The following is a 25882-nucleotide window of genomic DNA, read 5'->3' on the forward strand; positions in this document are numbered from 1 at the left end:
CTCCGGTCTACCGGATACGGGCCGTCAACGTCATGAACGCCGCACTTCCTGAGCGAATCAGCGCTCTCGGAGTCGCCACCAGGCCGTCTCGGCGAGGTCGAGGCCCATGTAGACCCCGTGCGCGGTGCGTCGGGACTCGGTCAACGAGAACCGTCGCAAGCGGTAGCCACCACCGAACCGGTCGATGATCGCCTCTGGGGAGGACTCCGCGTCGCGCTTGACGTACCAGGTGCTCTCGTCGACGGACTCGATCACGGGCGGACCGCCCGGACCGGACCCGTCACCGGCGCCCGCCGATGCGGGAGCGCAGGACGTCGATGCGCTTCTGGATCTGCTCGATGCTCGCCTGTGCCACGGCCGGCCCACCGCTGATGCGCCGGAGCTCGGCGTGGATGGAGCCGTGCGGCTCGTTGGAGTGCCGAGACCAGATCGACACGAGGCGCGCGAGCTCGGTCCGCTGCTCCTTGATGGTCATGTACATCGGGCGGTTCTCCGGCTCGGCGGCCTTCGGTTGGCCGTCCTTGACCGCCCGGCCCTTGGAGCGCTTCGCCTGGGTCGCCTGGCGCGCCCGGAGCAGGTCGCGCACCTGGTCGGGTTCGAGGAGCCCGGGGATGCCGATGAAGTCGAGTTCCTCGAGCGACCCGACCTCGCCACCGGTGCCGAACTCTCCGCCGTCGTAGAGGACGCGGTCGAACGACGCCTGCGAGTCGAGCGCCTCGAACGGCTGGACCTCGAGCAGGCTCTCGGACGCGCGGTCTTCCTTGTTGGCCTCCGCCACCATCGCGTCTTCGGGGTTGTACATGCCGTCGTCGGCGTCCTTCGGACGGTCGAGGGCGTGGTCGCGTTCGAGCTCGAGCGTCGCCGCCAGTGCCATCAGTCCGGGCACGCTCGGCAGGAAGACGCTCGCCGTCTCACCGCGGCGTCGGGCACGCACGAAGCGGCCGATCACCTGGGCGAAGAACAGCGGGGTGCTCGCGCTCGTGGCGTACACGCCGACGCAGAGCCGCGGGACGTCGACGCCTTCGGACACCATGCGCACGGCGACCATCCACCGCGAGGTGTCATCGGCAAACGCGCTGATGCGGCTGGACCCGGCGGCCTCGTCGGACAGCACGACGGTCGGCCGCTCCCCCGTGATCTGCTGCAGGATGCGAGCGTAGGCGCGGGCCGTGGTGGTGTCCGTCGCGATGACCAGACCACCGGCGTCCGGCACACCACGACGCACCTCGGTCAGGCGCTTGTCGGCGGCGGACAGCACGGCCGGCATCCACTCACCCTCGGGCGACAGCGCCGTGCGCCAGGCCTGTGCGGTGATGTCCTTCGTGACCTGTTCGCCGAGGGAGGCCGACATCTCGTCGCCCATCCGGGTCTTCCAGCGCATCTGGCCGGCGTAGGCCATGAACAGCACCGGTCGGACGACGCCGTCCTTGAGCGCGCGGCCGTAGCCGTAGTTGTAGTCGGAGATCGAGGTGCGGATGCCCTGCTCGTCGGGGGCGTACTGGACGAACGGGATCGGCGCGGTGTCGGACCGGAACGGTGTGCCGGACAGCGAGAGCCGTCGGGTGGCGCCGGAGAAGGCTTCCCGGATGCCGTCGCCCCAGGTGAGCGCGTCGCCGCCGTGGTGGACCTCGTCGAGGACGACGAGGGTGCGCCCGCCCTCGGTGATCTTCTTGTGCACCTCGGGGTTCATGCCGACCTGGGCGTACGTGATCGCGACGCCCTGGTAGTGCCGGCCGAACATGCCGTCGCCGTTCTTGAACATCGGGTCGATGCGGATGCCCACGCGGTCGGCGGAGTCCGCCCACTGCCGCTTCAGGTGCTCGGTGGGGGCGACGACCACGATGCGGTCGACGGTGCCGCGCGCCAGCAGCTCGGTGGCCAGGCGGAGCGCGAACGTCGTCTTGCCGGCGCCGGGCGTCGCGGCCGTGAGGAAGTCACGCGGCTCGGACTCGAAGTACTTGGTGAGGGCTTCGACCTGCCACGCGCGGAGCTTGGAGGCGGTCCCCACGCGGCGCGGTCCGGGAACGCGGGCGACAGGTGCTGGACGGCCGAGTTGCCGGCCGCTTCGGCCAGGGCGGCCGCGTCGGCTTCGTCCCGCGCCACCGCATCGGCATGTGCGGAGGACGAAGGATCCGTCGACGACGTGTGGTCGTCCCCCGACTCGGCCCACAGCGTGGCGGGCTGCTGCTGTTCGTACTCCGCTGCGCTCACTGGACCTGATTCTACCGCCACCGTCAGTCCTGCCTGGCGTGCGGCACGTGGCCGTCGGGGGTACGGCGGACCAGGGATGCCGGTCGCAGCACGCCTGCGCCGAAGCGCGCGGCGACCGCGTCGACCGTGGTCTCGGTCTCGCGCCACGGCGCGTCGTCGTCCCACAGCGCGTTGCTCGCGGCGGCCGGCACGAGGTTCTCGCCGCGGACCCCGATGAGCCGGATCCGGTTGCCCGGTCGGTGCAGCACGTCGTACAGCTCGACGGCTTCGCGGTGCAGCCGCTTGGCGACATCGGTGGGCTCGGCGAGGGTGCGCGACCGGGTCAACGTGGTGAAGTCGGTGTAGCGGACCTTGAGCGCCACGGTGCGGGCCTGCACGTCGGCGTGGCGCAGGCGGACGGCGACCTTGTCGGCGAGGCGCAGGAGCTCGCGCGCGACGTCGTCCCGCTCGGTCAGGTCGTGGCCGAACGTGACCTCGTGCCCGATGGACTTCTCGCCCACCCCGGTGTCGACGACGCGTGGGTCGCGCCCCCAGGACAGGTCGTGCAGGCGCTGGCCACCGGCTGGCCCGAGCGCGGACACGAGTGACCCGAGGGGCGTGTTCGCCAGGTCGCCGACGGTGCGGATGCCGCGGCGCTCGAGGGTCTCCTGCGTCTTGCCGCCCACGCCCCACAGCGCCGAGACCGGCTGCGGGTGCAGGAACGCGATGGTGTCGGCTGCGGGCACGACGAGCAGCCCGTCCGGCTTGGACCGGCTCGATGCGAGCTTCGCCACGAACTTGGTCGACGCGGCGCCGACCGAGCAGTGCAGGCCCGTCTCGGCGTGGACCGTGCGCCGGATGGCCCGGCCGATCTCCCACGGCGTGCCGTACAGCCGGAGCGCGCCGGCGACGTCGAGGAACGCTTCGTCGATGCCGAGCCGTTCGACCCGCGGCGTGAACCGGTCGAAGATCGCCATCACCGCGGCGGACTGGTCGCGGTACTTCTCGAAGTGCGGCTCGACGATGATCGCGTTCGGGCAGCGGCGCTTCGCGATGGCCATCGGCATGGCGGAGTTCACGCCGTACCGACGGGCTTCGTAGGTGGCAGCGGTGACCACGGAGCGGTCGGAGTCGTGGCCGACGATGACCGGCAGACCCACCAGGTCGGGTCGGTCGAGTAGTTCGACGGACGCGAAGAAGGCGTCCATGTCGACGTGCAGCACGGTCGCCGAGACGTCGTCCACCGGTGCGTCGGAGACGAGCCGGTTGCTTCCGTCCTGCTTGCTCACACGGAGATGATGCCAGGGACCACCGACATCGCCGGGCTCACCGTGCGCCGGTGGCCGCCGAACGCGTGGCGGTCTCAGTCGCACCGTGGGACCTTCGCCGATCCGTGCCGGCTTGATCGCTCGGTGCGGCGCTACAAGGCCGCACCGAGCGAGCAACCTCGCACCAGCTCACAAGTCCCGCACCGTGCTCGCGCGGCCGGGCACGCGGCCGGGCACGCGGCCGGGCACGGGACCGCGTCAGCCGAGCGGGCCGAGCACGGACGCCGCGAGCGTTCGCGCCGCCGAGTCCCGCGACGACGGGTGGTACTGGCCGGCCCGGACGTCACGCGCCAGGCGGGCCAGTTCGCTCGAGGACCGGAACGCCGAGCCCCCGACGACCCGCATCGCCTCGTCCACGACGTGCTGCGCCGTGTCGACCGCCCGCGCCTTGGTCCCCACGAGCAGCGGGAACCACCGCGCACCGAGGTCGTCCAGCTCGTCGACCGACCGCGCGAGCGAGGACACCTGCAGCTCGATCGCGTCGACCGACCCGCGCATGTCCGCGATCGCCCGGCGCACGTCCGGGTCCTGCGACCGTGGCGTCCCGTCGAGCGATGCACGCGACTGCACCGCGGAGACCGCCAGCGACACCGCACGCGAGGCGATCCCGACGTACACCGAGGCGATGAGCAGCTCGAACGCCGCGAAGACCCCGAACACGAGCGGGTCCTGGTTCGGCCCGACCGGCAGCGACCGCACGATGCGGTCAGCGGGGACGTGCACGCCGTGCAGCCTCGTCGTGCGGCTCTGCGTGGCCCGCATGCCGAGGGTGTCCCAGTCGTCCAGGTGCTCGACGTCGCCGTCGGACCGGAGCACGAAGCCGTGCACCAGCCGCGGTTCCGGCCCGGAGGTGTCCTTGCCGAACACGCTCAGGACGTCCCACGCCGGTGCGAGCGAGGTGAAGACCTTGGTGCCGGTGAAGCGGTACCCGCCGTCGCCGTCCGGCTCCGCCGTCGTCGACGAGTCGAACAGGACGGCGTCGTTGCCGGGTTCGCTCACCCCGAAGGCGAGCAGGTGGCCGTCCGACGCGTGGTCGGTGACGGACTGGAGGAACGACGCACCCCGCGCAGTGACGGCGCGCGCCGCCTGCACCCACACCTGGTGCATCCCGAGGCCGAGCGCCGTCGCCGGCGCGGCCTGGGCGAGGGCCTGCTGGACGGCGGTCGTGGCGCGGAGGCCGAGACCGGAGCCACCCTGCGCCACCGGCACCCCGATGCGCAGGTAGCCCGCGGCGCGGAGTTCCTCCAGGTCCTCGGCGCAGAACGCGTTCGTGGCGTCGTACCCGGGGGCGCGTTCGGCGATGCGGGCGAGCAGGTCGTCCGGCACGGTCCAGGCGGCTGCGTCCGTGCCGCGGTCCGCGCCCGTGTTGGCCTTCGTCATGGCACGAGACTATGGTCCGGAGCGTGTCAGATCGTCATCCGTGGTCCAGGTACGTCGCGATCGGTGACTCGTTCACCGAGGGGATCGGCGACCCCGACCCCACCGTCCCCGGGGGCAACCGGGGCTGGGCGGACCGGGTCGCCGAGGTGCTCGCCCACGGGTCCGACGACTTCGCGTACGCCAACCTGGCGATCCGCGGGCGGCTGCTGCAGCAGATCATCGACGAGCAGGTGGAACCGGCGCTCGTGCTTCGTCCGGACCTGGTCACGGTGTCCGCCGGGGGCAACGACATCATCCGGCCGGGCTCCGATCCGGACGAACTCGCCGAGCGGGTGGACGCGATGGTGTCGCGGCTGCGGAGCGACGGCGCGACCGTGGTGCTGTTCACCGGGCCCGACGTCGGCATGACGCCGGTGCTCGGCATGGTGCGCGGCAAGACGGCGATCTACAACGAGAACCTGCACGCCATCGCCCTGAAGCACGGCGCACTCGTGGCGGACATGTGGGCGCTCCGGGTGCTCCGCGACCCGCGCATGTGGGCACCGGACCGACTGCACCACTCCCCACGGGGCACGCGACGATCGCCGCCGCGGTGCTCGACGCCCTCGGCGTGCCGCACGGCCTGGAGCCGTTCAACCCCGAACCGCTCGAGGCCCGGCCGTGGCGTGAAGCCCGCGCCGAGGACCTGGGCTGGGCGAAGGAGTACCTGGTGCCGTGGGTCGTCCGGCGCATCAAGCACACGTCGTCGGGCGACGGAGTCTCCGCCAAGCGCCCCGAGCTGCAGGACGTCGTCGAACACAAGTCCGACACCCCGTAGCGGAACGAAGGCCATCCGGTTCCGCACGCCTCCCCGGCCGCGCCCCACCACGGTCATCGCGCCCCGACTCCCCGGGGCGCGATGACGACACAGGGGCGCGAACCGCGACGTGCGCACCCTGTGGTCGGCACAGGTCAGTCGGCCGGGCGCCGCAACGTCAGCGGGCCGTCGTGCAGCGGCTCGGTCTTCCACTTCGTCCCGACCGTGCCCGCGTCGAGGTCGACGCGCAGGTGCAGCAGGTGCGGCGTCTCCACGAAGCGGAGCGCGACGAGCACGGTGCCGTCCGACTGGGTCGCTGCGCTCGCTGCGAGGGCGCCCTCGACGGCCCACTCCCCTCGCCGACCGGCACGGAGTCAGACCGACCGTCGTCGGTGATGGTCACGCGGACCCCGTCCGCGTCACGCGTGAACGTGACGGCGTCGAGGATCGCGTCTGGACGCGACCGGAGCTCGACGTCGGCGAGGCGCTCGGGAAGTCGACCGCCCGGTACCGGAGGCAGCCCCAGGGAGGCGAGCCGTGCCTCCAGGGCGGTGTCCGCACCCGTGTCGGACGTCCGGTCGACGGCGGGCAGCAGGTGCTGCCAGGCCGCGTCGAGGACCGCCTGCATGTCGAGGCTCTGTCCGGTGATCGCGAGGACCACGTCCTGCTCCGGCAGGACGACGCAGAACTGACCGTAGGCGCCGTCGCCGCGGAAGCCGTGGCGGGCCATCCAGAACTGGAAGCCGTAGCCCTGCGACCAGTCCGGGTTGTCCTCGTCGAGGTTGTCGATCTGCTTGCTGGTGGCGGCCGCGACCCAGTCCTCGTCGAGGATCCGCTCGCCCTCCCACACGCCGCGCTGCAGGTACAGCTGCCCGAGCGCGGCGACCGCCGACGTCGTGGTGTAGCAGCCGCTGAAGCCGAGCTCGCCGCCGGACGCGTCGCGGCGCCAGGCGAGGTCGTCGATGCCGAGCGGGTCGAGCAGCCGGGGGCGCAGGTAGTCCACGAGCGATCCGCCACTGACCCGCCGGACGATCGCGGCGAGCGTGTACGTGCACGGCTGGTTGTAGGTGAAGAGCGAGCCGGGTTCCTCGTCCGGCGGCAGGAGCAGGAAGCCACGCACGACGTCCGTGCGGTCGAGCTCACGAGCCCGGTCGATGGCGTCCTCGCGGTGCCCGCTCGCCATCGCGAGCAGGTGCCGGACCCGGATGCGGCGGCTGCGCTCGTCCGTGATCTCGACGTCGAGTTCGGGGAAGTACGACAGCGCGGTCGCGTCGAGGTCGATGAGCCCCTCGCGCACGGCGATGCCGACGGCCGCGGCGGTGAAGCTCTTGCTGAGCGAGTAGAGCAGGTGCACCCGGTCGGCCGCGTACGGCTGCCACCACCCCTCGGCAGCGACCTGGCCGTGCCGGAGCAGCATCAGGCTGTGCGGCTCGACGCCGGGGGTCGACTCGAGGGCGTCGACGAACGCGCGCACACCTCCGGCGTCGATGTCGAGGGCGGATGGGGTGGTCCGGAGGAACGTCTTCGTCGTCGTCACCCGTCCGACAGTACGGACTCCGGGTGGTGCGCGTCAGAGCGCGAGCACCGTCAGCCCTGGAAGGGGTTCGTCCAGCGCCACCAGACGCCGGGGTCGTCGATCGTCCGCTCGAGCACGAGCGGCACCGTGACCGGGTCGTGGTTCGTGACCGTGAAGCGGACCTTCCCGACCCGCTCGCCCTTCGTCCCGAGGGTGACCTCGTCGAGGTGCGCCTTCGCCCGGACCTTCGTCTTGCCCCAGACCAGCACCTCGGCCGCCTTCGCGGTGACCGCGTCGGCCTCGTCCTGCCAGGGGTGGAGAACGTGCCGAAGGTCTGCCCGGCGTGGGTCAGGGTGACGACCTGGAAGTTGTCGGCCACGGAGCGCAGCAACCGCTGGACATCGACGTCGAGCGAGTCGTGGTCGGCGCCGCCGAGCATGACGCCGATGACCGTCACGTCACGGCCGCCACGCTCGTACGTCGCGGCGAACAGCAGGCAGGCGCCGGCCTCGTCGAGGGTGCCGGTCTTGATGCCCTCGATGCCGTCCATACCGAGCAGCTTGTTCGAGTTCGTGATCTCGCCCGCTCCCGGCACCGTGAGGTGCTCGGTGCCGACGATCTCCTTGACGACGGGGTTCGCCAGGGCCAGCTGCCCGAGGTCGACGAGGTCCGTCGCCGTCGACCGGTTGCGGGCGTCGAGTCCCGTCGGCTCGTGGATGGTCGTGTCGTCGAGGTGGTGCTCGTCGAGCCAGGTCGCGGCAGCCTTCTGGTAGGCATCCATTGATCCGAAGGCCCACAGCGCCAACGAGCCGGCGTAGTTGTTCGCCGACTTCATCAGCATGACCTGCATGGTCTGGTACTCGGAGAGCTTCAGGCCGGACGGCATCGGCGCGACCTCGCCGTTCACCGCGAGGTACTTCGCGTACAGCCCCTGCATCTCGGCGTTGAACGCGACCGACGGTCCGGACTCCCCGACACGCAGCGGCTTGTGGTCGAGCACCACCAGGGCCGTCACGATCTTGGTGATGCTCGCGATCGACCGGGGCTTCGTGTCACCGCTGGTACGCAGGCTCTCCGGGAAGTCGGTGGCCTCGACCGCGGTGGCGCCGTACCCGGGGAAGTCCAGCGCCGGGACGCTCGACGTCGGGGCCGAGTACGTGGTGGTCGAGGCGCTCGCCGGACCGAACGGCACCACGGCGGCGGCCACGAGGTACCCGGCGACGAGCACCAGGACCGCGACGACGGAGATCGTCACGGGCCTCCGGACGGCGGAGCGTGGGCGACGGACGACTCGTGACACGGGAACCGAGCGTACCGGTGACGAGTCCCGCGTGGCTGCGAGCGGGCCGCGGTGTCGCGTGTGCAAAAGTGGCTGCGTGAGCACCCCCGCGATCCCGACCCTGCAGCCCGGCGCCGGCCCGATCCGGTCCACCCGCTACCTTCCCGTCGACCCGGACACGGTCCTGTGGGGTCGGCTGCCGAACGCCGACGACCGCCCGGTCGTCACGATCGCGTCCGGTGACGACGTCACGATCGACACCGTCAGCCACGAGGGGATCCTGCCCGACCAGGGCAGCGACCCCCGCGGGTACTTCGCGTCGCACGGCGTCGCCGCGGAGCACGTCCTCGACGACGCCGTCGCGATCGCCAGGAGCGGCCACCGGGACCCTGCCACCGACGGCCCGCACGTCGTCTCCGGTCCGATCGCGATCGCGAGCGCCGAACCGGGCGACGTCCTGACCATGACGGTGCTCGAGACGCTGCCGCGGGTGCACTACGGCGTCGTGTCGAACCGGCACGGCCGCGGTGCCCTGCACAGTGAGTACCCGGTCGACGGCACCACGGTCAGCGTCTTCGCCGACGTGGTCGAGACGGCCGACGGTCAGCGGGGCCGCATCCCCTGACCGGCGCCCGCGACCGCTTCGCGCACTTCCCGCTCGCCCCCTTCCTCGGGATCATGGGCGTCGCCACACCCGGAGAACGGCTGCACTCGGTGCCGCCGGGCCGGCACGGCGGGAACGTCGACGTCAACCTGCTGCAGGTCGGCGCGCAGCTGCACCTGCCGGTCCTGGTCCCCGGGGCGCTCGCGTACGTCGGTGACCCGCACTTCGCGCAGGGCGACGGCGAGGTCGCGCTCACCGCGATGGAGGCGTCGCTCCGCGCGACCGTCCGGTTCGACGTGACACCCGCCGCCGACGCCGCACAGCAGTTCGGCGACCTGGCCTGGCCGCTCGTGGAGACCCACGAGTTCCTCGTGCCGACGGGCATGGACCCGGACCTCGACGAGGCCGTCCGCGCCTGTGTCCGGCACGCCGTCGCGATCCTCGGCGCCCGCTGGGGCATGGAGCCGCACCTGGCGTACGCCTACCTGTCGGCGGCGACGGACTTCAACATCTCGCAGGTGGTCGACCTGGTCACCGGCGCGCACGCCCGCATCCGCAAGGCCGACTTCGAGGTGCCCGCACGATGAGCACGCACGAGACGAGCGCCGCGGTACCGGAGGGCCTGCTCGACGCCCTCGACGCGTACGAGGCCGCCCTCGCCGCGAACGACCTCGACGCCCTCGACGCCGCGTTCGTCGACGCCCCCGGCACGATGCGCGGTGACGACCGCGGCCTGCTCGTCGGGCACGACGCGATCAGCGCGTTCCGCGGGGCACGGGGTGGGGTCTTGGCCCGGTCGCTGTCGCGCGTCGAGGTCCGCACCCTGACCGAGGGACTGGCCCTCGTCGTGTCGGTGTCCGAGTTCGCGGCGGGCGGGCAGGGCCTCCAGACCCAGCTGTGGCGACGCGACAGCGACAGCACCCACGGCGACGCGGATCCGCGCTGGCGCATCGCGGCGGCCCACGTCACCGGCCGCCCGAAGGCCTTCGACACCACCGTCTGGCGCGCCGTCGGCGACCCGCTCGTCGCCCCCACCGCGTCCGGACCGCTCGACGGGCTCACCGTCGCGGTGAAGGACCTCTACGCCGTCCCCGGCCAGCCCGTCGGCGCCGGCAACCCGACGTACCTGCGCGAGTCCCCCGTCCAGGCGGTGCCCGCCGCGGCCGTCGCAGCCCTCCTCGACGCCGGCGCCGCCATCCGCGGCATCGCGCGCACCGACGAGTTCGCCTACAACCTGACGGGCCGCAACGAACACCACGGCACCCCGCCGAACGGGGCGGTCCCGACCCGACTGCCAGGAGGCTCGTCCAGCGGATCCGCATCGGCTGTCCGTCTCGGCGCGGCCGAGATCGGGATCGGCACGGACACCGCGGGATCGGTGCGGGTCCCCGCTTCGTACCAGGGGCTCTGGGGCCTCCGGACGACCCACGGCGCGGTCTCCCGCGAGGGCCTGCTCCCCCTCGCGCCGTCGTTCGACACCGTGGGGTGGCTCACCCGGAGCGCCGACGTCCTGCTCGCGGCGCTCGACGCCACGGTGCCGTCGGATCCGGAAGCTCCGGCGGAACCGGAGCTCCTCGTGCCCGCCGAGCTCCTGGAGCTCGTCGAGCCGGCCGTCGCCGAGGCCTTCACCGCCTTCGTCGCCGAACAGGGTCACCAGATCGGCACCGTGCGGCTCGCCGACCTCGGGATCCCGCCGCTCGACGACCTGCGCGAGCTGCTGCGCCTCGTGCAGGCCGCCGAGGCCGTCGCCGCCCACGGTGCCTGGATCGACGCCCACCCCGGTGCCCTGAGCGTCGTCGTCGGCGACCGGTTCGCCGCCGCCCGGGCGAACGACCCCGCAGCCACCGCCGACGCCGTCGCGCGGCTCGACGACGTCCGGGCGACGATCCGCACGGCGCTCGCCGACCGGACCCTGCTGTTCCCGACGGTCCCCGGGCCGGCACCGCTGATCGCTGCCGACACGGCGGCGCTCGAACGCACCCGGACCGCGACGACGGCGATGACGAGCCTCGCGAGCGTCGGTGGCGTCCCGGCGGTCAGCGCACCGGCGCTCACCGTCGACGGAGCCCCCGTCGGCGTCTGCCTGGTCGGCGGACCGGGCGCCGACCGTGCCCTGGTGATCCGCGCCGGACGGATGCTGCAGCGCTGAGGCGAGCCGCGCCTCCCGGTCCGCCCGTGGCGTGGCTAGGAAGCGAGCCGCTGGGCCTGGGTGACCGCCCACAGTCCGACGGCGCTGGCCGCGGCGATGTTGAGCGAGTCGACACCGTGCGCCATCGGGATCCGCACCGTGGTGTCGGCCGACGCGATCGCGGCGGGCGTCAGCCCCTGCCCCTCGGTGCCCATGACGAGCGCGACCTTGCCGGGGACGTCCCGCGCGAACTCGGCGAGGTCGACCGACTCGTCGGTGAGCGCCATCGCGGCGAGGTGGAAGCCCTGCGCGCGCAGTTCCTCGCCAGCTGCTGGCCACTCGCCGATCCGGGTCCACGGGATCTGCAGGACCGTGCCCATGCTCACCCGGACGCTCCGGCGGTACAGCGGGTCGGCGCAGCGCGGGCTGACGAGGACTGCGTCCGCGCCCAGGCCGGCGACGCTGCGGAAGACGGCACCGACGTTCGTGTGGTCGACGATGTCCTCGAGCACGACGACGAGCTTCGCGTCCCGCACCACGTCGGCGACCGTCGGCAGCTCGGGGCGCTGTACGGCGGCGATCGCGCCACGGTGCATGCGGAAGCCGGTGAGCTCCTCGAGCAGGGCGTCCGGGCCGACGAAGACCGGACCGTCGTGGTCGGCGACCAGGGGCAGCACGCTGTCGAGCCACTTCTCCTGCACCAGGATGCTCCGAGGGTGTGCCCGGCACGGACCGCGCGCTCGATGACCGTGTTCGACTCGGCGATGTACAGGCCGCCCTCCGGTTCGCTCACCCGGCGGAGCGCCACGTCGGTCAGACGGGCGAAGTCGTCGAGGCGAGGGTCGTCGAGGGAGTCGATGCGGACGGGGTGCACGGGGCTCGTTTCGGTGTCGTTCGTGGGCGCCGGTCGGTGTCGTGGCTGGCGTGCCGGCCGGTGTCGCTGCTGGCGTGCCGGCCGGTGTCGCTGCTGGCGTGCCGGCCGGGAAGCGACCGGGACGGTCGGCTGTTGAGGGTACCGTGAACAGGGTGCTGGATGATGCTGCGTCGACGAGCGGACCGACCACCGGGACTCCGACCGGTCTGCCGACGGCAGCGGACCTCGACCGCGTGCTCAAGGTGCTCGCCGGCAAGCGCGTCGCCGTGCTCTCCGGCGCCGGTCTGAGCACCGATTCCGGCATCCCCGACTACCGCGGCGCCGGGCGGATCGTGCGCAAGCCGATGACCTTCCAGGAGTTCCGTGCCGACGCAGCCAAACGGCAGCGGTACTGGGCGGGCTCGCACCTCGGCTGGCGGAGCTTCGCCGCCGCCCGACCGAACGAGGGGCACCGGGCGCTCGCCGCCCTCGAGCACGCCGGTGTCGTCACGGGCGTCATCACGCAGAACGTCGACGGCCTGCACCTGCGCGCCGGGTCCCGCCGCGTGGTCGAGATCCACGGGTCGATGGACCGCGCCCTCTGCCTGACGTGCGGGCAGGTGTTCTCCCGTGCCGACCTCGCCACGACCATCGACCGTGCCAACCCGTGGATCGACGAACCCGGCTCGGTGCAGCTGCAGCCCGACGGCGACGTCGAGATCACCGACGTCGAGCGCTTCGTGGTGCCGGACTGCTCGGTGTGCGGCGGGATGCTCAAGCCCGACGTCGTCTTCTTCGGCGAGTTCGTGCCCACCGAGAAGTTCCACGAGGCGGTGTCGATCGTCGCCGACGCCGAGGCGCTGCTCGTGGTGGGGTCCTCGCTCACGGTGAACTCCGGCGTGCGGCTCGTCGACCACGCTGCCCGCCGCAAGAACCCGGTGGTCATCGTGAACCGCGGCGCGACCCGCAGCGACCGCCGCGCCGCCGTGAAGCTCGACGGCGGGACGACCGAGACGCTGGTGCACCTGGCCGAGCGGCTCGGCGGGCCTCGCCTTCTGGGATGATCGACGGGTGACGACGCTCCTGTACCTGGTCCGGCACGGTGAGACCGACTGGAACGCGCAGCGCCGCATCCAGGGTTCCACCGACATCCCGCTCAACGACACCGGGCGGCGACAGGCCGCCGAGGCCGCCGAACTCCTCACCCGCCGACAGTTCGACGCGGTCGTCGCCTCGCCGCTGTCCCGCGCCGCCGAGACCGGGGCGATCATCGCCGACCGGCTCGGGCTCGCGGCGCCGGTGCCGTACGCCGGGCTGGCCGAACGCTCCTACGGCGAAGCCGAGGGGCTCACCGACACCGAGGTCACCACGAAGTACCCGCACGACGACATCCCGGGCCGCGAGTCCCGGTCCGCGCTGCTCGCTCGCATCACCGAGACGCTCGGTGAGATCGCGGTGCGCTTCGACGGCGGGGTCGTGGTCGTCGCCACCCACGGCGCGGTGATCCGGAGCGTGGTGAACGAGGCGGCACCCGGCACCGCCGACCGGCACGCCACCCCGATCCGCAACGGCTCGATCCACTCGTTCCGCTGGGACCCCGAAGGCTTCCACGCGGAGCTCGTCCGGTTCGACGACCCGATCGACGACGTCTCGGACGGGCCCGGGCGGTACGCGTTCGACTACCAGAACCCCCTGGAACGCCGGGGCTGACGAGCGCCCTGCGCGGACGGGCGCCGAGCGGCTCCCGCACCACGCTGCGGGGACGGGGCACCGAGCGGCTCCCGCACCACGATGCTCGGACGGCGCGCCGAGCGGCTCCCGCACCACGGTGCGCGGACGGCGCGGCCGTCCTGCGACTAGGCTCCGACGCACCCGAACCAGGGGGCGACATGGTGACCGACGGAACCGACCCGGGTGGCTGGCAAGCCACTGACCGGCAGGACGACGACCTCGACCGTGCCTTCGGCCCCGAGACCGCCAGCGTGCAGACCCGTACGATGGGGCAGCGGGCCCGCACCTGGCTCCTCATCGGCGGCGGTACCGTCGTCGTCGCCGCTGTGATCGCCCTCGTGCTCGGCACCATCATCGGCAGCGTGCAGACCGGCATCGGCGGCGTGTTCCCCCGGCCGGACCTGGCGCTCGACCGCCTCGACGACCGGCTCGCCGACGTGCCGGGTGTCACCGAGGTCCGCCACCACCCGGCAGAGAAGACCGGCTTCGCGAGCTACGACGCCATCGCGACGATCACGGCCGACCCGTCCCTCGACGCCGCCGCGCGCACCGACCTGGTCGAGACGCTGAGCCGCGCGACCGAATCGGCGGGCGGCAACGGCGTCCGGGTCGTCGCGATCGCCGACCTCGGCGCCATCGAGGTGGGCGTGTCCGACTCACGGTCGGTGACCGCGAAGCGCCTGGTGCTGGCGGACACCCTCGACCGCATCGGTGGGGTCACGGCCGTCCGCTGCTCGTGGGAGCGCGGTGGCACGCCCTCGGACCGCGCCGCCGACCAGGCCATCGTCGTCCGCACCCCTGGGCGTGGGGCCGCCGTCCCGCCGATCGTGGCGCGGGTGACCGAGGAGACGCACAAGGTGTTCCCCGGGGCGAGCGTCGAGGTCATCGCGCCGAAGTAGCGGTCGGCTGGTCAAATGCCCGACGCTGAACGACGAATCCGATGTCGTACGACGTCGACGACGTCGTATCGCATCGACCGACGCGCCGCCGCGCCGCCGCGCCGCTCCCCGCTACCGCGCGCGCCGGTCGGCCACGGCCCGCTCGACCGCCCGCACGACCTGCTCCGCCGAGTCCTGCCACCGGAACCGCGCGGCCCGCTCGACCGACTGCGCTGAGGCCTCGTCCCACCGCTCCTCGACCCGCCGCACCGCAGCCGCGACCGCCGACGGAGACGCCGGGTCGAAGTACTCGGCTGCATCGCCACCGATCTCGCGGAAGATCGGGATGTCGCTCACCACGACCGGGGTCCCGACGCCCATCGCCTCGACCAGCGGGATGCCGAAGCCCTCGTCGTACGACGCCGTCGCCAGGGCCGTGGCGGATCGGAGGACCGACAGGTACTCCTCGTCGGTCGCACCGTCGTGGAACACGATCGAGCCGGCCGGCGCGAGCCCTCGATCCGTGCGCGGTCGGCGTCGGACACGCGTGACATGCAGTGCAGGGTCCAGTCCGCCCCGAGCAGCGGCAGCGCGGCCGCCAGCGTCTCGACGTTCTTGTACGGCATGAACGACCCCATGTAGACGAGCGAGCGCTCCCGTGGCGCACCGGCCACGCGCGGCGACGCCGGGTCGGCAGCGTTGTACGCCACTGTCACCGGACGCTTCGTCAGCCGGTGCTCGGCGATGAGTCCCGCGGTGGTCTCGGACACCGTGACCACCCCGTCGGCTCCGTTCAGCAGGACACGCTGCGGCACCCACGACAGGTGGAACGCGCGCCACCCGAGCCGGAGCGGCCACGAGAACTCGCGCGGGGGTGTCCGGTTCCGGTAGTAGATCAGGTCGTGCAGGGTGAGCACGAGCGCGTAGTCGCGCCCCCGCGATCCCATGGTCTGCATCGGTGAGAACACTGCGTCGAGTCCGAGCCGGTTGACCCGGCGCGCGACGAGCGGCTCCCCGCGTCGGTCGGCGCCGGCAGCAGTTCCCACGGCAGGTCGCGCGGCAGGGACTCGAGCTGGCGCTCGTCGTGGACGAGCAGCACGACGTCGTGCCGGTCGGGCAGGTTCCAGGCGATCCCGGCGGTGAACCGGCTGATGCCGTCGTGGCGGCCGATCCGGACGTAGCGGCAGTCGATGCCGATGCGCAGGCGGGTCACGCGTCGGTCTCCTTCGCGTCGCTCGCCATCGAGTCGTCCGACTTCGGCGCGGTCGCCTTCGTCGCGGTCGCGGTCGCGTTCGCCGCGGTCGTCCGGGAGGCCCGTCCCGCCCCCGACGGTCGGCTCGCCTTGGTGCCGCGGCCCCGTCCAGAGCGCGCGGCGGTGTCCGCCATCCGGCGCAGCACCGCGGCGGCGGCCGGTGCCGGTGTCTCGTAGTGCACCAGGTGCCCGACCCCGGGGATGACCACGAGTTCGGCATCGCGCAGGCGGGCTGCCAGGGCGCGCTGCTCGGGGACGGCCGTGATGTCGTCGTGCTCGGCGGCGATCATCAGCACCGGCACGTCGATGCGGTCCGCGTACTCGGACACGTCGTGGGTGACCGAGGTCCGGAACGCCTCGAGCACGCTCGTGCGGTTCGCGAAGGCCGAGAAGTACCGGTCGTGCTGGTCGTGCACCCACCGGCGCATCCCGCGGTCGTGCGACTTGAGCATCGCGATGCTCATCACCCGCACGATGGCGGCGTTCCGCAGGATCCCGAGCCCGATCGGTCTCGGCAGCACCGCGCCGGCCTTGTAGTAGCCGATCGCGATCCCGGTGCCCACCGCGCGGGGCCCCTGCAGCGCAGGGGCGGCGATCGGGTTCACGAGGACGAGCAGCCGGGTGTCGAGCCCGGCGGCGACGGTGGCGGACACCACGATCGACCCGAACGAGTGGCCGAGGACGACGGCATCGCGGCGGAGCCCGAGCGCCTCGTGGAACGCACGCAGCCAGCCGACGTACGACTCGATGTCCGACACCGGCAACGGATCGGACACGCCGAAGCCGGGCAGGTCGGGGACGATCACGCGGACGTCCTGCAGGTGCGCGGCGATCGTCTCGAGGCCGTGGTGGTCCCCGCGGAAGCCGTGCACCGCCAGGACGGTCTGCGTCGCGTCGGACGGCCCGTACTCCCAGTAGTGCGTGGTGCGGCCGTCGACCTGCACGGACCGGTGGACCACCGGTGTGGCGGCCATGAGCGACTGGTACGGGGAGAGCACGGGCGGTTGCATCGGCGCCAGTCTACGAAGACAACCGCCCGAAACCCCGGACACCCGCAGCATCGCGCGCCTATCGTGTCCGGGGCGGGCCGTCGACCGGCCCGTCGATGACGACGAGGAGCACGGTGACCTTCACAGCCCCGATCCAGCTGCCCGGCCTGACGCTCGACCCGCAGTGGTACAAGCGCTCGGTCTTCTACGAGTGCATGATCCGCTCGTTCGTCGATTCGAACGGCGACGGGATCGGTGACCTGCAGGGTGTGATCGGCAAGCTCGACTACCTGCAGTGGCTCGGCGTCGACGCCCTGTGGCTGCCACCGTTCTTCCAGTCGCCGATGCGCGACGGCGGGTACGACATCGCCGACTACAAGGCGATCCTGCCGGAGTTCGGTACGCTCGACGACTTCCGCGAGCTCGTCACGAAGTCGCACGAGCGCAACATGCGCATCGTCATCGACATGGTGATCAACCACACCAGCGACCAGCACGAGTGGTTCCAGCAGTCCCGCGAGGACCCCGACGGCCCCTTCGGTGACTTCTACGTCTGGCGGGACACCGACGAGGAGTACCCGAACATCCGGGTCATCTTCGTCGACACCGAGGAGTCGAACTGGACGTTCGACCCGGTCCGTCGGCAGTTCTTCTTCCACCGGTTCTTCTCGCACCAGCCCGACCTGAACTTCGAGAACCCCGCGGTGGTCGAGGCCGTGTACGACGTCGTGCGGCACTGGCTCGACCTCGGTGTCGACGGACTGCGGCTCGACGCGATCCCGTACCTGTTCGAGTCGGAAGAGGGCAACGGCGAGGGCGAGCCGGAGACCCACGAGTTCATCAAGAAGATGCGCGCGATGGTGGACGACGAGTACCCCGGCCGTGTCCTGCTCGCCGAGGCGAACCAGTGGCCGCGCGAGACAGCCGCCTTCTTCGGCACCGACGAGGAGCCCGAGTGCCACATGGCGTTCGACTTCCCGGTGATGCCCCGCATCTTCTACTCGCTCCGTGCCCAGCACGCCAAGGAGCTGTCCGCGATCCTGTCGGAGACGCTCGACGTGCCGTCCGCGGCAGCCTGGGGCGTGTTCCTCCGGAACCACGACGAGCTCACGCTCGAGATGGTCAGCGAGGAGTACCGGCAGGCCATGTACGGCTGGTACGGCTACGACCCCCGGATGCGCTCGAACATCGGCATCCGCCGCCGCCTCGCTCCCCTGCTCGACAACTCACGTGCCGAACTCGAACTCATCCACGCACTGCTGTTCTCGCTGCCGGGCTCGCCGTTCCTGTACTACGGCGACGAGATCGGCATGGGCGACAACATCTGGCTCCCCGACCGCGACTCGTCCCGCACGCCGATGCAGTGGACCCCCGACCGCAACGCCGGGTTCTCCACGGCAGACCCGGGCAAGCTGTACCTGCCCGTGGTGCAGTCACTCGTGTACAACTACGCGCAGGTCAACGTCGAGGCGCAGCTCGCCCAGTCCCGCTCCCTGCTGCACTGGGTGCGCAACGTCATCCACGTGCGGAAGGCCCACCCGGTGTTCGGGCTCGGGACCCTGCACGTGCAGGAGACCTCGAACGAGTCGGTGCTCGCGTTCGTGCGCTCGTGGGAGGGCTCCGGGCAGCAGTTCGGGCCGTCGGCGGAGGACGTCCTGTGCGTGTTCTCGTTCGCCACGAACCCGACGTCGGTCACGGTGTCGGCTCCCGAGTTCGCCGGTCGGCCGCTCTACGACCTGTTCGGCGGCGGTTCGTTCCCCGCGTTCGACGAGGACGGCACCGTCACGCTGACCCTCGGGACGCAGTCGTTCTACTGGCTGCACGTCGGCGCGCCGGTCGGGTAGCACCGGTCGTGTCGGTGCGTCCCGTTAGCCTGACCGCGTGACGTTCCCCACAGCACAGCTGGATCCGACAGCACAGCTCGACACGCCCTCCCCGGCGCAGGACCTCTCCGGACGCCCCTGGTGGCACGCCCTCGGCGTCTTCGACCTCGAGACCACCGGTGTCGACGTCGAGACGGCACGGATCGTCACGGCGCACGTCGGCCTCATCGACATGACGGGTGCCTCCATCGCCGGGGGTGCGTGGATCGCCGACCCGGGCATCGCGATCCCCGAGGGCGCCGCGGCCGTGCACGGCTACACCACCGAGCGCGCCCAGGCCGAGGGGCGTCCCGCGGCCGAGGTCGTCGCCGAGATCATCGCCGCGATCGAGGCGGTGTTCGCCCGCGGGATCCCGCTGGTGATCTACAACGCCCCGTACGACCTGACGGTCCTCGACCGCGAGGCGAAGCGGCACGGCTTCGCCTCCCTGTCATCGGCAACGTCGTCGACCCGCTCGTGATCGACAAGGCCCTCGACACCTTCCGCAAGGGCAAGCGCACGCTCGAGGCGGCGTCCGAGCTGTACGGCGTCACCCTCGACGACGCGCACGACGCCGGTGCCGACGCCATCGCGGCCGGTCGGGTCGCCCAGGCCATTGCCGGCAAGTACCAGGACGAGCTCGGCATCTCGGCAGAGGAACTCCACCGCAAGCAGGTCGGGTGGTGCGCCGAGCAGGCGACCTCGTTCCAGGAGTACATGCGCAAGAAGCGCGACCCGTCCTTCACCGCCGACGGTCGCTGGCCGCACCGCAACGGCGCCTGACCCGCGCACCGCTCGCACGACGCAGAACGGGCGGTCCTCCCGAAGGAGGACCGCCCGTTCTGCTGTTGCCGAAGGACTACTTGGAGAAGCCCTTGAAGCGCTGGTTGAACTTCTCGACGCGACCGGCCGAGTCGAGGATGCGCTGCTTGCCCGTGTAGAACGGGTGCGAAGCGGACGAGATCTCGACGTCGATCACCGGGTAGGTGGCACCGTCGAGCTCGATCGTCTTGTCGCTGTTCGCGGTCGAACGCGTCAGGAAGGTCTCACCGGAGGCCAGGTCACGGAAGACGATGGCGCGGTACTCGGGGTGGGTGTCGGTCTTCATGGAGTTTCCTCGATAGCGGTAGCGGTGGTGGGATTGCGCGAGATGCGCGGGAAGTCATCGGCTTGCGCCAGCCGTCAACGTTACCAGACGGACGGCGCGATCGCAGCGCTAAGACGCGCGCGCCGTGTACCGACCGGCGTCCTTCGTGACGGACAGCGCGATGCCGAACGCCTCGGTCAGGGTCTGGTCGGTCAGGACCTCGTCGATGGGCCCGGCGGCCTGCACGTGGCCGTCGGCGAGCACCAGCGCGTGGGTGAACCCGGCGGGGATCTCCTCGACGTGGTGGGTGACGATCACGATGGCCGGCGAGTCGGCGCTCTGGGCGTAGCCGCCGAGGGTGCGGACGAGGCTCTCACGGGCACCGAGGTCGAGCGAGGCGGCCGGTTCGTCCAGGAACAGGATCTCCGGGTCGGTCATGACGGCACGGGCGATCTGGACGCGCTTCTGCTCGCCGTCGCTCAGCTCGCCGAAGGTGCGGTCGGTGAACGACCCCAGGCCCCACTCCTCGAGCACGCGCTGGGCACGGCGGACGTCGAGCTCCTCGTACTCCTCGTTCCAGCGACCCGTGACCGAGTACGCGGCCGTCAGAACGACGTCGATGACCTTCTCGGTCACCGGGATGCGACGGGCCAGGGCGGTCGACGCGAAGCCGATGCGCGGGCGGAGCTCGAACAGGTCGGCGCCGCCCAGCTCGGTGCCGAGCACCTCGACGTCACCCGAGGTCGGGAACGTCTGGGCACCGGCGACCTGCAGCAGCGTGGTCTTGCCGGCGCCGTTCGCGCCGAGCACGACCCAGCGTTCGTCGTCCTGCACCCCCCACGAGATCGAGTCGAGGATGGTGGCCCCGTTGCGGACCACGGAGACGTCTGACAAGCGCACGACCGAGGGCATGCGACCAGCCTACGGGGTCCGGCCGAGCACCTCGTCGTAGACCTGCCGTGTCCTCGTCGCGATCGCGTCCCAGGTGAACTCGGACTCGACGCGCAGGCGTCCGGCGCGGCCCATGAGCTTCGCGAGCCCCTCGTCGGCGAGCACCTCGCCCAGGGTCGCGGCCAGGTCCGCCACGTACTTCTCGGGGTCGGTCGGGGTGCCGGTGCCGTCCTGCGCCTGGTCGATCGGCACGATGCGACCGGTGAAGCCGTCCGCGACGACCTCGGGGATGCCCCCGGTGCCGGTCCCGACGACGGGGATGCCGCACGCCATGGCCTCGAGGTTCACGATGCCGAGCGGTTCGTAGATCGACGGACACACGAACACGGTGCCCGAGGACAGCACGTTCACGATCTCCTCGTGCGCGAGCATCCGGTCGATCCACACGACGCCCGCGCGCTGCTCGCGCAGGCCCTCGACCAGCCCGGTGACCTCGGCGAGGATCTCCGGGGTGTCCGGGGCACCGGCGCACAGCACGATCTGGACGTCCTCGGGGAGCGACGCCACGGCGCGGAGCAGGTAGGGCAGGCCCTTCTGCCGGGTGATGCGACCGACGAAGACGACGCTGGGGCGCGACGGGTCGATGCCGAGGGCGCGGACGGCGTCCTCGTCGACCTGCGGCTTCCAGGCGTCGATGTCGATGCCGTTGTAGACGACGTGCACCTTCGCCGGGTCGATCGACGGGTAGGAGCGCAGGATGTCGGCGCGCATGGCCTTCGACACCGCGATGACACCGTCGGCGTTCTCGAACGCCTCGCGTTCCATCCAGCTCGACAGGCGGTAGCCACCGCCGAGCTGCTCGGCCTTCCACGGGCGGAGCGGCTCGAGGCTGTGCGCCGTGACGACGTGGGGGATCCCGTAGGTCAACTGCGCGATCCGGCCCGCCGAGTTCGCGTACCAGGTGTGCGAGTGCACGAGGTCGGCGCCCTCGACGTCGGCGGCGATGGCCACGTCGGTGCCGAGCGCCTGCAGTGCACCGTTCGCCTGCTCGAGGCCGGCCGGCGTGCGGTACCCCCAGACGTCGGCTTCGTCGCGGAAGGCCCCGAAGGCCCGGACCCGGACGTCGGTGTCCGTCCCCGACCGCAACGCAGCAGTCAGTTCGGCCACGTGGACACCCGCACCGCCGTAGACCTCCGGCGGATACTCCCTGGTCAGTAGATCGACTCGCACGGGTTCAACGTAACCGGTTCCCAGTGCTGACGCCTACTGTGAGCGGCATGGCACCAAAGAAGGTCTTCGGCATCGTGCTCGCTGGCGGCGAGGGAAGCGGCTCATGCCGCTCACGGCCGACCGGGCGAAGCCCGCAGTCCCGTTCGGCGGGAACTTCCGTCTCATCGACTTCGCGCTGTCGAACCTGGTGAACTCCGGTCTGCAGAAGATCGTCGTCCTCACCCAGTACAAGTCGCACAGTCTCGACCGGCACGTCGCCGAGACCTGGCGCATGGAGGGCCTGCTCGGGTCCTACGTGGCGTCGGTCCCCGCGCAGCAGCGACTCGGCAAGCGCTGGTTCGCCGGGTCGGCCGACGCGATCCTGCAGTCGCTCAACCTGCTCCGCGACGAGCGCCCCGACATCGTCGTCGTCGTGGGCGCCGACCACGTGTACCGGATGGACTTCCACCAGATGGTCGAGGCGCACATCGCCTCGGGTCGCAGCGCCACCGTCGCGGCGATCCGTCAGCCCATCGAGCTCGCCGACCAGTTCGGCGTCATCCAGGTGGACGCCGACGACCCGACGAAGATCGATGCCTTCCTCGAGAAGCCGAAGGACCCGGTCGGGCTCGCCGACTCCCCGGCGAGGTCCTGGCCTCGATGGGCAACTACGTGTTCAACGCGGACGCCCTCGTCGACGCGGTGCTCCGCGACGGCCAGGTCGAGTCGTCCGCGCACGACATGGGCGGCGACATCGTCCCCGACTTCGTGGACCGCGGCGACGCCGGGGTCTACGACCTGCAGCGCAACGAGGTCCCCGGGTCCACCGACCGCGACAAGTACTACTGGCGCGACGTGGGGACGATCGACTCGTTCTTCGACGCGCACATGGACCTCATCGCCCCGGTGCCGGTGTTCAACCTGTACAACCAGGACTGGCCGATCTTCAACCAGCAGACCAACCTGCCCCCGGCGAAGTTCGTGCGGGACGCCAACGGCAACACCGGCTCGACGGTCGACTCGCTCGTGTCGCTCGGCTGCCTGGTGTCGGGCGCGCAGGTCGAACGCAGCATGATCGGCCCGTGGTGCGGGATCGACTCCGGCGCGAAGGTCCTCGACTCGATCGTCTTCGAGCGGGCGACGATCGGCGCCGGTTCGGTCGTGAACCGGGCGATCCTGGACAAGGACGTCGTCATCGCGCCGGGTGCGCAGGTCGGCATCGACCGTGAGGCCGACGAGGCCCGCGGCTTCACCGTGACCGAGTCGGGCATCACCGTGGTCGGCAAGGGCGTCCGCGTCGACGCGTAGGACGACCCAGGAAACCGGTCAGGAGGCACGGCTCGCGTCACGGACGCGAGCCGTGCCTCCGTCTGTCGGTACCGTTGGTCCGTGCCCCGCTTCCTCGTCGTCCTCGATGCCGATTCCACCCTCCTCGAGGACGAGGTGATCGAGCTCCTCGCCGACACCGCCGGCACCCGGCCACAGGTCGCGGCGATCACGGAGCGCGCCATGCGCGGGGAGATCGACTTCGCCGAGAGCCTCCGGGAGCGTGTCGCGACCCTGGCGGGCCTCCCGGTCGACGTCTTCCGACGCACACAGCAGGCGGTCCGCGTGACGCGGGGCGCCGACCAACTCGTCCGCGGCGTGCACGCCGCCGGTGGGACCGTCGGTGTCGTGTCCGGCGGGTTCCACGAGGTCCTCGACCCGTTCGCCGAGCAGCTCGGTCTCGACCACTGCCGGGCGAACCGGCTCGAGGTGGCCGACGGCGTGCTGACCGGGCGTGTGCTCGGCGACGTCGTGGACGCGCACGCCAAGGCCGTCGCCCTGCGGGAGTGGGCCGAGGCCGACGGCGTGGACGCGGTCCGCACCGTCGCGATCGGTGACGGGGCGAACGACCTCGAGATGATGCTCGTCGCCGCCCTGTCGGTGGCGTTCGACGCGAAGCCGCGCGTGCGGGAGCAGGCGGACGTCGCCGTCGTGGACCGCGACCTGTCCGCCGTGCTCGCGACGCTCGGACTGCGCGGCTGAGCTCGCCACGCTCCCCGGGACTCGCACGCAGCGACCGATCTCGGGCTGACGGGCACGAGGAACGTCGCTCAGTCCGAGACTCGGGCCGGCCAACCGGCCAGCCGGCCAGCCGGGCCGGGCCGGCTGGCTAGTGGCCCATCCCGAGGCCACCGTCGACCGGGATGATCGCGCCGGAGACGTAGCCGGCCCCGTCGCTCGCCAGGAACAGCGTGGCGTCGGCGACGTCGTCGACGGTCCCGTAGCGGGCCGCCGGGATCGCCTTCTTGAACTCGGCCTGCAGTTCGTCGGACAGCGCGGCCGTCATGTCGGTCTGGATGAACCCGGGCGCGACGACGTTGGCGGTGATGCCGCGCGAGCCGAGCTCACGGGTGATCGAGCGGGCCATGCCGACCAGGGCGGCCTTCGAGGACGCGTAGTTGACCTGGCCGATCTGGCCGTAGGCGCCGACGACGCTCGACATGAGCACGATGCGGCCGAACTTCGCCTTCATCATGCCCTTGGTGGCACGCTTCACGACCCGGAACGTGCCGGTCAGGTTGGTGTCGACGACGCTCGTGAAGTCGTCCTCGGACATGCGGAGCAGCAGCTGGTCGTTCGTGATGCCGGCGTTCGCCACGAGCACCTCGATCGGACCGAGCTCGGCTTCGACCTGCGTGAAGGCCGCGTCCACCGAGGCCGTGTCGGTGATGTCGGCCTGCACGGTGAGGGCCCCTTCGGGTCCGCCCTGTCCGCTGCGCGACGTGACCGCGACGCGGTGCCCGGCGGCGACGAAACGCTCGGCGAGGGCGTGGCCGATGCCGCGGTTGCCGCCGGTGATCAGGACGGTACGGGGGTGCTCATGGTCGCTCCGTTCGGTGGTGGTGTGCGGTCGTGTGGTGCCGACGGGTCGGCGGACACGCCCGGACGAGCGTAGCGGAGCCAGCACCGCAGCCCGTTCGCGCGCGGCGCACCCACGATCGGCCCCGGAGGCTTAGGCTGGACCACGGGTAGACGGAGACCATCTGTATGAAGAGCACGCACACCAGCATCACCACGCTCCCGGATTCGCCGGAGCTGGACCGGGCGCACCGCCTGTCCCGCTACGTGTGGCAGATGGCGATCCGCGTCGTGCTCTTCGTCGTGGCCGTGCTCGTCTACTCCATCTGGCACTCCTGGATCGCCGTCGTGCCGATCGTCCTCGCCGCCGTGATCCCCTGGGTCGCCGTCATCGTCGCGAACGCCGGCAGCCGGACCGAGAGCGACATGATCTCGCCCGCCGGTGCCATGCAGCTCTACGACGCAGTCGACCCGGGCCTCCGCGAGCAGCAGGAAGAGGACCGGGCCCAGGCCTACCGCGACGAGCAGGACCGCCTCCGGCAGCAGGCCCAGCAGGCGCAGGACGAGTGGCAGCGGAGCGGCGACCGCTCGAAGATGTGGGGACACCGCTGATGGGCGCGACCTTCGACCTGCACACCGAGCCGGGCTCGACCCCCGTCTGCTCCCGGGCCGGCTGCTCCAACACGGCAGCCTGGCGGGTGAACTGGCGCAACCCGCGGATCCACTCCGCCGACCGCGTGAAGATCTGGGCCGCGTGCGAGGAACACCGCGACTTCCTCGCCGACTACCTGCGGTCCCGCACCTTCCCGGTGCGCGTCACCGGCATGCACGAGGACGTCGACCGGCTCGACGACGAACGCGATCCGGCCGCGTCGCCGAAGAACGACGTCGGGGTGCGCTCCACCGGCACCGGTCGATGACCGACGACTTCGACCCGCACTCCCGGTACGGCCGGAAGCACGCAGCCAAGCTGCAGCGCGCCGCCGACCACGCACGGCGATCCGCACCGGACGACGAACGTCCCACCCAGGACCCGGACGAGCCCTTCGTCGGCTGGCACTTCGT

The 25882-nt window shown here is 71.6% G+C and carries 19 protein-coding genes and 7 pseudogenes; 12 read left to right on the top strand and 14 right to left on the bottom strand.

Annotated features, from left to right (window positions below; all coding sequences use genetic code 11):
- Positions 1-57: 57 nt before the first annotated feature.
- The 4 genes and pseudogenes from JN350_RS12870 to JN350_RS12885 all read right to left on the bottom strand — a co-directional run bounded on the left by JN350_RS12870 (position 58) and on the right by JN350_RS12885 (position 4898).
- The gene (locus JN350_RS12870) at positions 58-255 is read right to left on the bottom strand and encodes a hypothetical protein (RefSeq protein ID WP_205462452.1); all 198 of its coding nucleotides are present in this window, start codon (positions 253-255) and stop codon (positions 58-60) included.
- A 25-nt stretch (positions 256-280) separates the two neighbouring features.
- Positions 281-2073 (bottom strand): annotated as a pseudogene (locus tag JN350_RS12875) (DEAD/DEAH box helicase).
- 161 nt (positions 2074-2234) lie between these two features.
- Positions 2235-3479 carry a DNA polymerase IV gene (dinB, locus tag JN350_RS12880; RefSeq protein ID WP_123671752.1) on the bottom strand — a complete coding sequence of 415 codons (1245 nt, stop codon included), beginning with the start codon at positions 3477-3479 and terminating at the stop codon, positions 2235-2237.
- A 237-nt stretch (positions 3480-3716) separates the two neighbouring features.
- Entirely contained in the window at positions 3717-4898 is a 1182-nt protein-coding gene (locus JN350_RS12885) for an acyl-CoA dehydrogenase family protein (RefSeq protein ID WP_205462453.1), read from the bottom strand.
- Between the two features lie 11 nt (positions 4899-4909).
- Between JN350_RS12885 and JN350_RS12890 the strand changes: the two are divergent.
- Positions 4910-5715: pseudogene (locus tag JN350_RS12890) on the top strand (SGNH/GDSL hydrolase family protein).
- Between the two features lie 157 nt (positions 5716-5872).
- Here JN350_RS12890 and JN350_RS12895 read toward each other — a convergent pair.
- The 3 genes and pseudogenes from JN350_RS12895 to JN350_RS20960 all read right to left on the bottom strand — a co-directional run.
- Positions 5873-7231, bottom strand: coding sequence for a serine hydrolase domain-containing protein (locus tag JN350_RS12895; protein ID WP_205462454.1), 1359 nt, complete (start codon positions 7229-7231; stop codon positions 5873-5875).
- 50 nt (positions 7232-7281) lie between these two features.
- A complete protein-coding gene (locus tag JN350_RS12900) occupies positions 7282-7479 on the bottom strand; it encodes a hypothetical protein (RefSeq protein ID WP_205462455.1) in 198 nt (65 codons plus the stop codon).
- A 227-nt stretch (positions 7480-7706) separates the two neighbouring features.
- Positions 7707-8642 (bottom strand): annotated as a pseudogene (locus JN350_RS20960) (D-alanyl-D-alanine carboxypeptidase family protein); the annotation flags it as partial.
- Between the two features lie 525 nt (positions 8643-9167).
- On the opposite strand from JN350_RS20960, the gene JN350_RS19600 reads away from it, so the two are divergent.
- Both JN350_RS19600 and JN350_RS12915 read left to right on the top strand, forming a co-directional pair.
- Complete coding sequence (locus tag JN350_RS19600; RefSeq protein WP_240347319.1) at positions 9168-9680, top strand: acetamidase/formamidase family protein; 513 nt, start codon at positions 9168-9170, stop codon at positions 9678-9680.
- The gene (locus tag JN350_RS12915) at positions 9677-11242 is read left to right on the top strand and encodes an AtzH-like domain-containing protein (RefSeq protein ID WP_205462456.1); all 1566 of its coding nucleotides are present in this window, start codon (positions 9677-9679) and stop codon (positions 11240-11242) included. Before JN350_RS19600 ends, JN350_RS12915 begins: the two co-directional genes overlap by 4 nt.
- A gap of 35 nt (positions 11243-11277) precedes the next feature.
- Here JN350_RS12915 and JN350_RS12920 read toward each other — a convergent pair.
- Positions 11278-12095, bottom strand: a pseudogene (locus tag JN350_RS12920) (TrmH family RNA methyltransferase).
- A gap of 152 nt (positions 12096-12247) precedes the next feature.
- On the opposite strand from JN350_RS12920, the gene JN350_RS12925 reads away from it, so the two are divergent.
- From JN350_RS12925 to JN350_RS12935, 3 genes are all read left to right on the top strand, one after another.
- A complete protein-coding gene (locus JN350_RS12925; RefSeq protein ID WP_205462457.1) occupies positions 12248-13138 on the top strand; it encodes a Sir2 family NAD-dependent protein deacetylase in 891 nt (296 codons plus the stop codon).
- 7 nt (positions 13139-13145) lie between these two features.
- On the top strand, positions 13146-13784 hold the full coding sequence (locus tag JN350_RS12930) for a histidine phosphatase family protein (protein WP_205462458.1): 639 nt from the start codon (positions 13146-13148) through the stop codon (positions 13782-13784).
- A 179-nt stretch (positions 13785-13963) separates the two neighbouring features.
- Positions 13964-14704, top strand: coding sequence for a hypothetical protein (locus JN350_RS12935; RefSeq protein WP_205462459.1), 741 nt, complete (start codon positions 13964-13966; stop codon positions 14702-14704).
- A gap of 111 nt (positions 14705-14815) precedes the next feature.
- Here JN350_RS12935 and JN350_RS12940 read toward each other — a convergent pair.
- Both JN350_RS12940 and JN350_RS12945 read right to left on the bottom strand, forming a co-directional pair.
- Positions 14816-15887, bottom strand: a pseudogene (locus tag JN350_RS12940) (glycosyltransferase family 4 protein).
- 5 nt (positions 15888-15892) lie between these two features.
- Positions 15893-16945, bottom strand: a complete 1053-nt coding sequence (locus JN350_RS12945) for an alpha/beta fold hydrolase (RefSeq protein WP_205462460.1) — start codon at positions 16943-16945, stop codon at positions 15893-15895.
- 113 nt (positions 16946-17058) lie between these two features.
- Here JN350_RS12945 and treS point away from each other — a divergent pair, with 113 nt between their 5' ends.
- Both treS and JN350_RS12955 read left to right on the top strand, forming a co-directional pair.
- On the top strand, positions 17059-18768 hold the full coding sequence (gene treS / locus JN350_RS12950; protein WP_111084171.1) for a maltose alpha-D-glucosyltransferase: 1710 nt from the start codon (positions 17059-17061) through the stop codon (positions 18766-18768).
- A gap of 58 nt (positions 18769-18826) precedes the next feature.
- Positions 18827-19569, top strand: a pseudogene (locus JN350_RS12955) (exonuclease domain-containing protein).
- A gap of 76 nt (positions 19570-19645) precedes the next feature.
- On the opposite strand, the gene JN350_RS12960 reads toward JN350_RS12955, so the two are convergent.
- The 3 genes from JN350_RS12960 to glgA form a co-directional block, all read right to left on the bottom strand.
- Entirely contained in the window at positions 19646-19894 is a 249-nt protein-coding gene (locus JN350_RS12960; protein WP_017887280.1) for a type B 50S ribosomal protein L31, read from the bottom strand.
- Positions 19895-20002: 108 nt separating this feature from the next.
- The gene (locus JN350_RS12965) at positions 20003-20785 is read right to left on the bottom strand and encodes an ABC transporter ATP-binding protein (protein WP_111083979.1); all 783 of its coding nucleotides are present in this window, start codon (positions 20783-20785) and stop codon (positions 20003-20005) included.
- 9 nt (positions 20786-20794) lie between these two features.
- The gene (glgA, locus tag JN350_RS12970; protein WP_205462461.1) at positions 20795-21994 is read right to left on the bottom strand and encodes a glycogen synthase; all 1200 of its coding nucleotides are present in this window, start codon (positions 21992-21994) and stop codon (positions 20795-20797) included.
- 47 nt (positions 21995-22041) lie between these two features.
- Between glgA and glgC the strand changes: the two are divergent.
- Together glgC and serB are read left to right on the top strand one after the other, a co-directional pair.
- Positions 22042-23281 (top strand): annotated as a pseudogene (gene glgC / locus JN350_RS12975) (glucose-1-phosphate adenylyltransferase).
- Positions 23282-23362: 81 nt separating this feature from the next.
- The gene (serB, locus tag JN350_RS12980) at positions 23363-24001 is read left to right on the top strand and encodes a phosphoserine phosphatase SerB (RefSeq protein ID WP_205462462.1); all 639 of its coding nucleotides are present in this window, start codon (positions 23363-23365) and stop codon (positions 23999-24001) included.
- A gap of 127 nt (positions 24002-24128) precedes the next feature.
- Here the strand turns inward: serB and fabG are convergent, their stop codons facing one another.
- Complete coding sequence (gene fabG, locus JN350_RS12985; protein WP_240347735.1) at positions 24129-24821, bottom strand: 3-oxoacyl-ACP reductase FabG; 693 nt, start codon at positions 24819-24821, stop codon at positions 24129-24131.
- 185 nt (positions 24822-25006) lie between these two features.
- Here fabG and JN350_RS12990 point away from each other — a divergent pair, with 185 nt between their 5' ends.
- Both JN350_RS12990 and JN350_RS12995 read left to right on the top strand, forming a co-directional pair.
- A complete protein-coding gene (locus JN350_RS12990) occupies positions 25007-25429 on the top strand; it encodes a DUF3099 domain-containing protein (protein WP_205462463.1) in 423 nt (140 codons plus the stop codon).
- Positions 25429-25737 (top strand): hypothetical protein, encoded by a 309-nt coding sequence (locus tag JN350_RS12995; RefSeq protein ID WP_461963027.1) that lies wholly within the window; start codon positions 25429-25431, stop codon positions 25735-25737. Before JN350_RS12990 ends, JN350_RS12995 begins: the two co-directional genes overlap by 1 nt.
- Positions 25738-25882 lie beyond the last annotated feature (145 nt).

This window comes from Curtobacterium sp. 24E2, assembly GCF_016925595.1.
Classification (GTDB): Bacteria; Actinomycetota; Actinomycetes; order Actinomycetales; family Microbacteriaceae; genus Curtobacterium.

Coding starts and splice junctions, on each gene's coding strand:
- JN350_RS12935 (WP_205462459.1), top strand. CDS start 13,964: ATGGTGACCGACGGAACCGACCCGGGTGGCTGGCAAGCCACTGACCGG.
- JN350_RS19600 (WP_240347319.1), top strand. CDS start 9,168: ATGGGCGTCGCCACACCCGGAGAACGGCTGCACTCGGTGCCGCCGGGC.
- JN350_RS12990 (WP_205462463.1), top strand. CDS start 25,007: ATGAAGAGCACGCACACCAGCATCACCACGCTCCCGGATTCGCCGGAG.
- JN350_RS12885 (WP_205462453.1), bottom strand. CDS start 4,898: ATGACGAAGGCCAACACGGGCGCGGACCGCGGCACGGACGCAGCCGCC.
- JN350_RS12965 (WP_111083979.1), bottom strand. CDS start 20,785: ATGCCCTCGGTCGTGCGCTTGTCAGACGTCTCCGTGGTCCGCAACGGG.
- JN350_RS12995 (WP_461963027.1), top strand. CDS start 25,429: ATGGGCGCGACCTTCGACCTGCACACCGAGCCGGGCTCGACCCCCGTC.
- JN350_RS12945 (WP_205462460.1), bottom strand. CDS start 16,945: ATGCAACCGCCCGTGCTCTCCCCGTACCAGTCGCTCATGGCCGCCACA.
- JN350_RS12960 (WP_017887280.1), bottom strand. CDS start 19,894: ATGAAGACCGACACCCACCCCGAGTACCGCGCCATCGTCTTCCGTGAC.
- JN350_RS12915 (WP_205462456.1), top strand. CDS start 9,677: ATGAGCACGCACGAGACGAGCGCCGCGGTACCGGAGGGCCTGCTCGAC.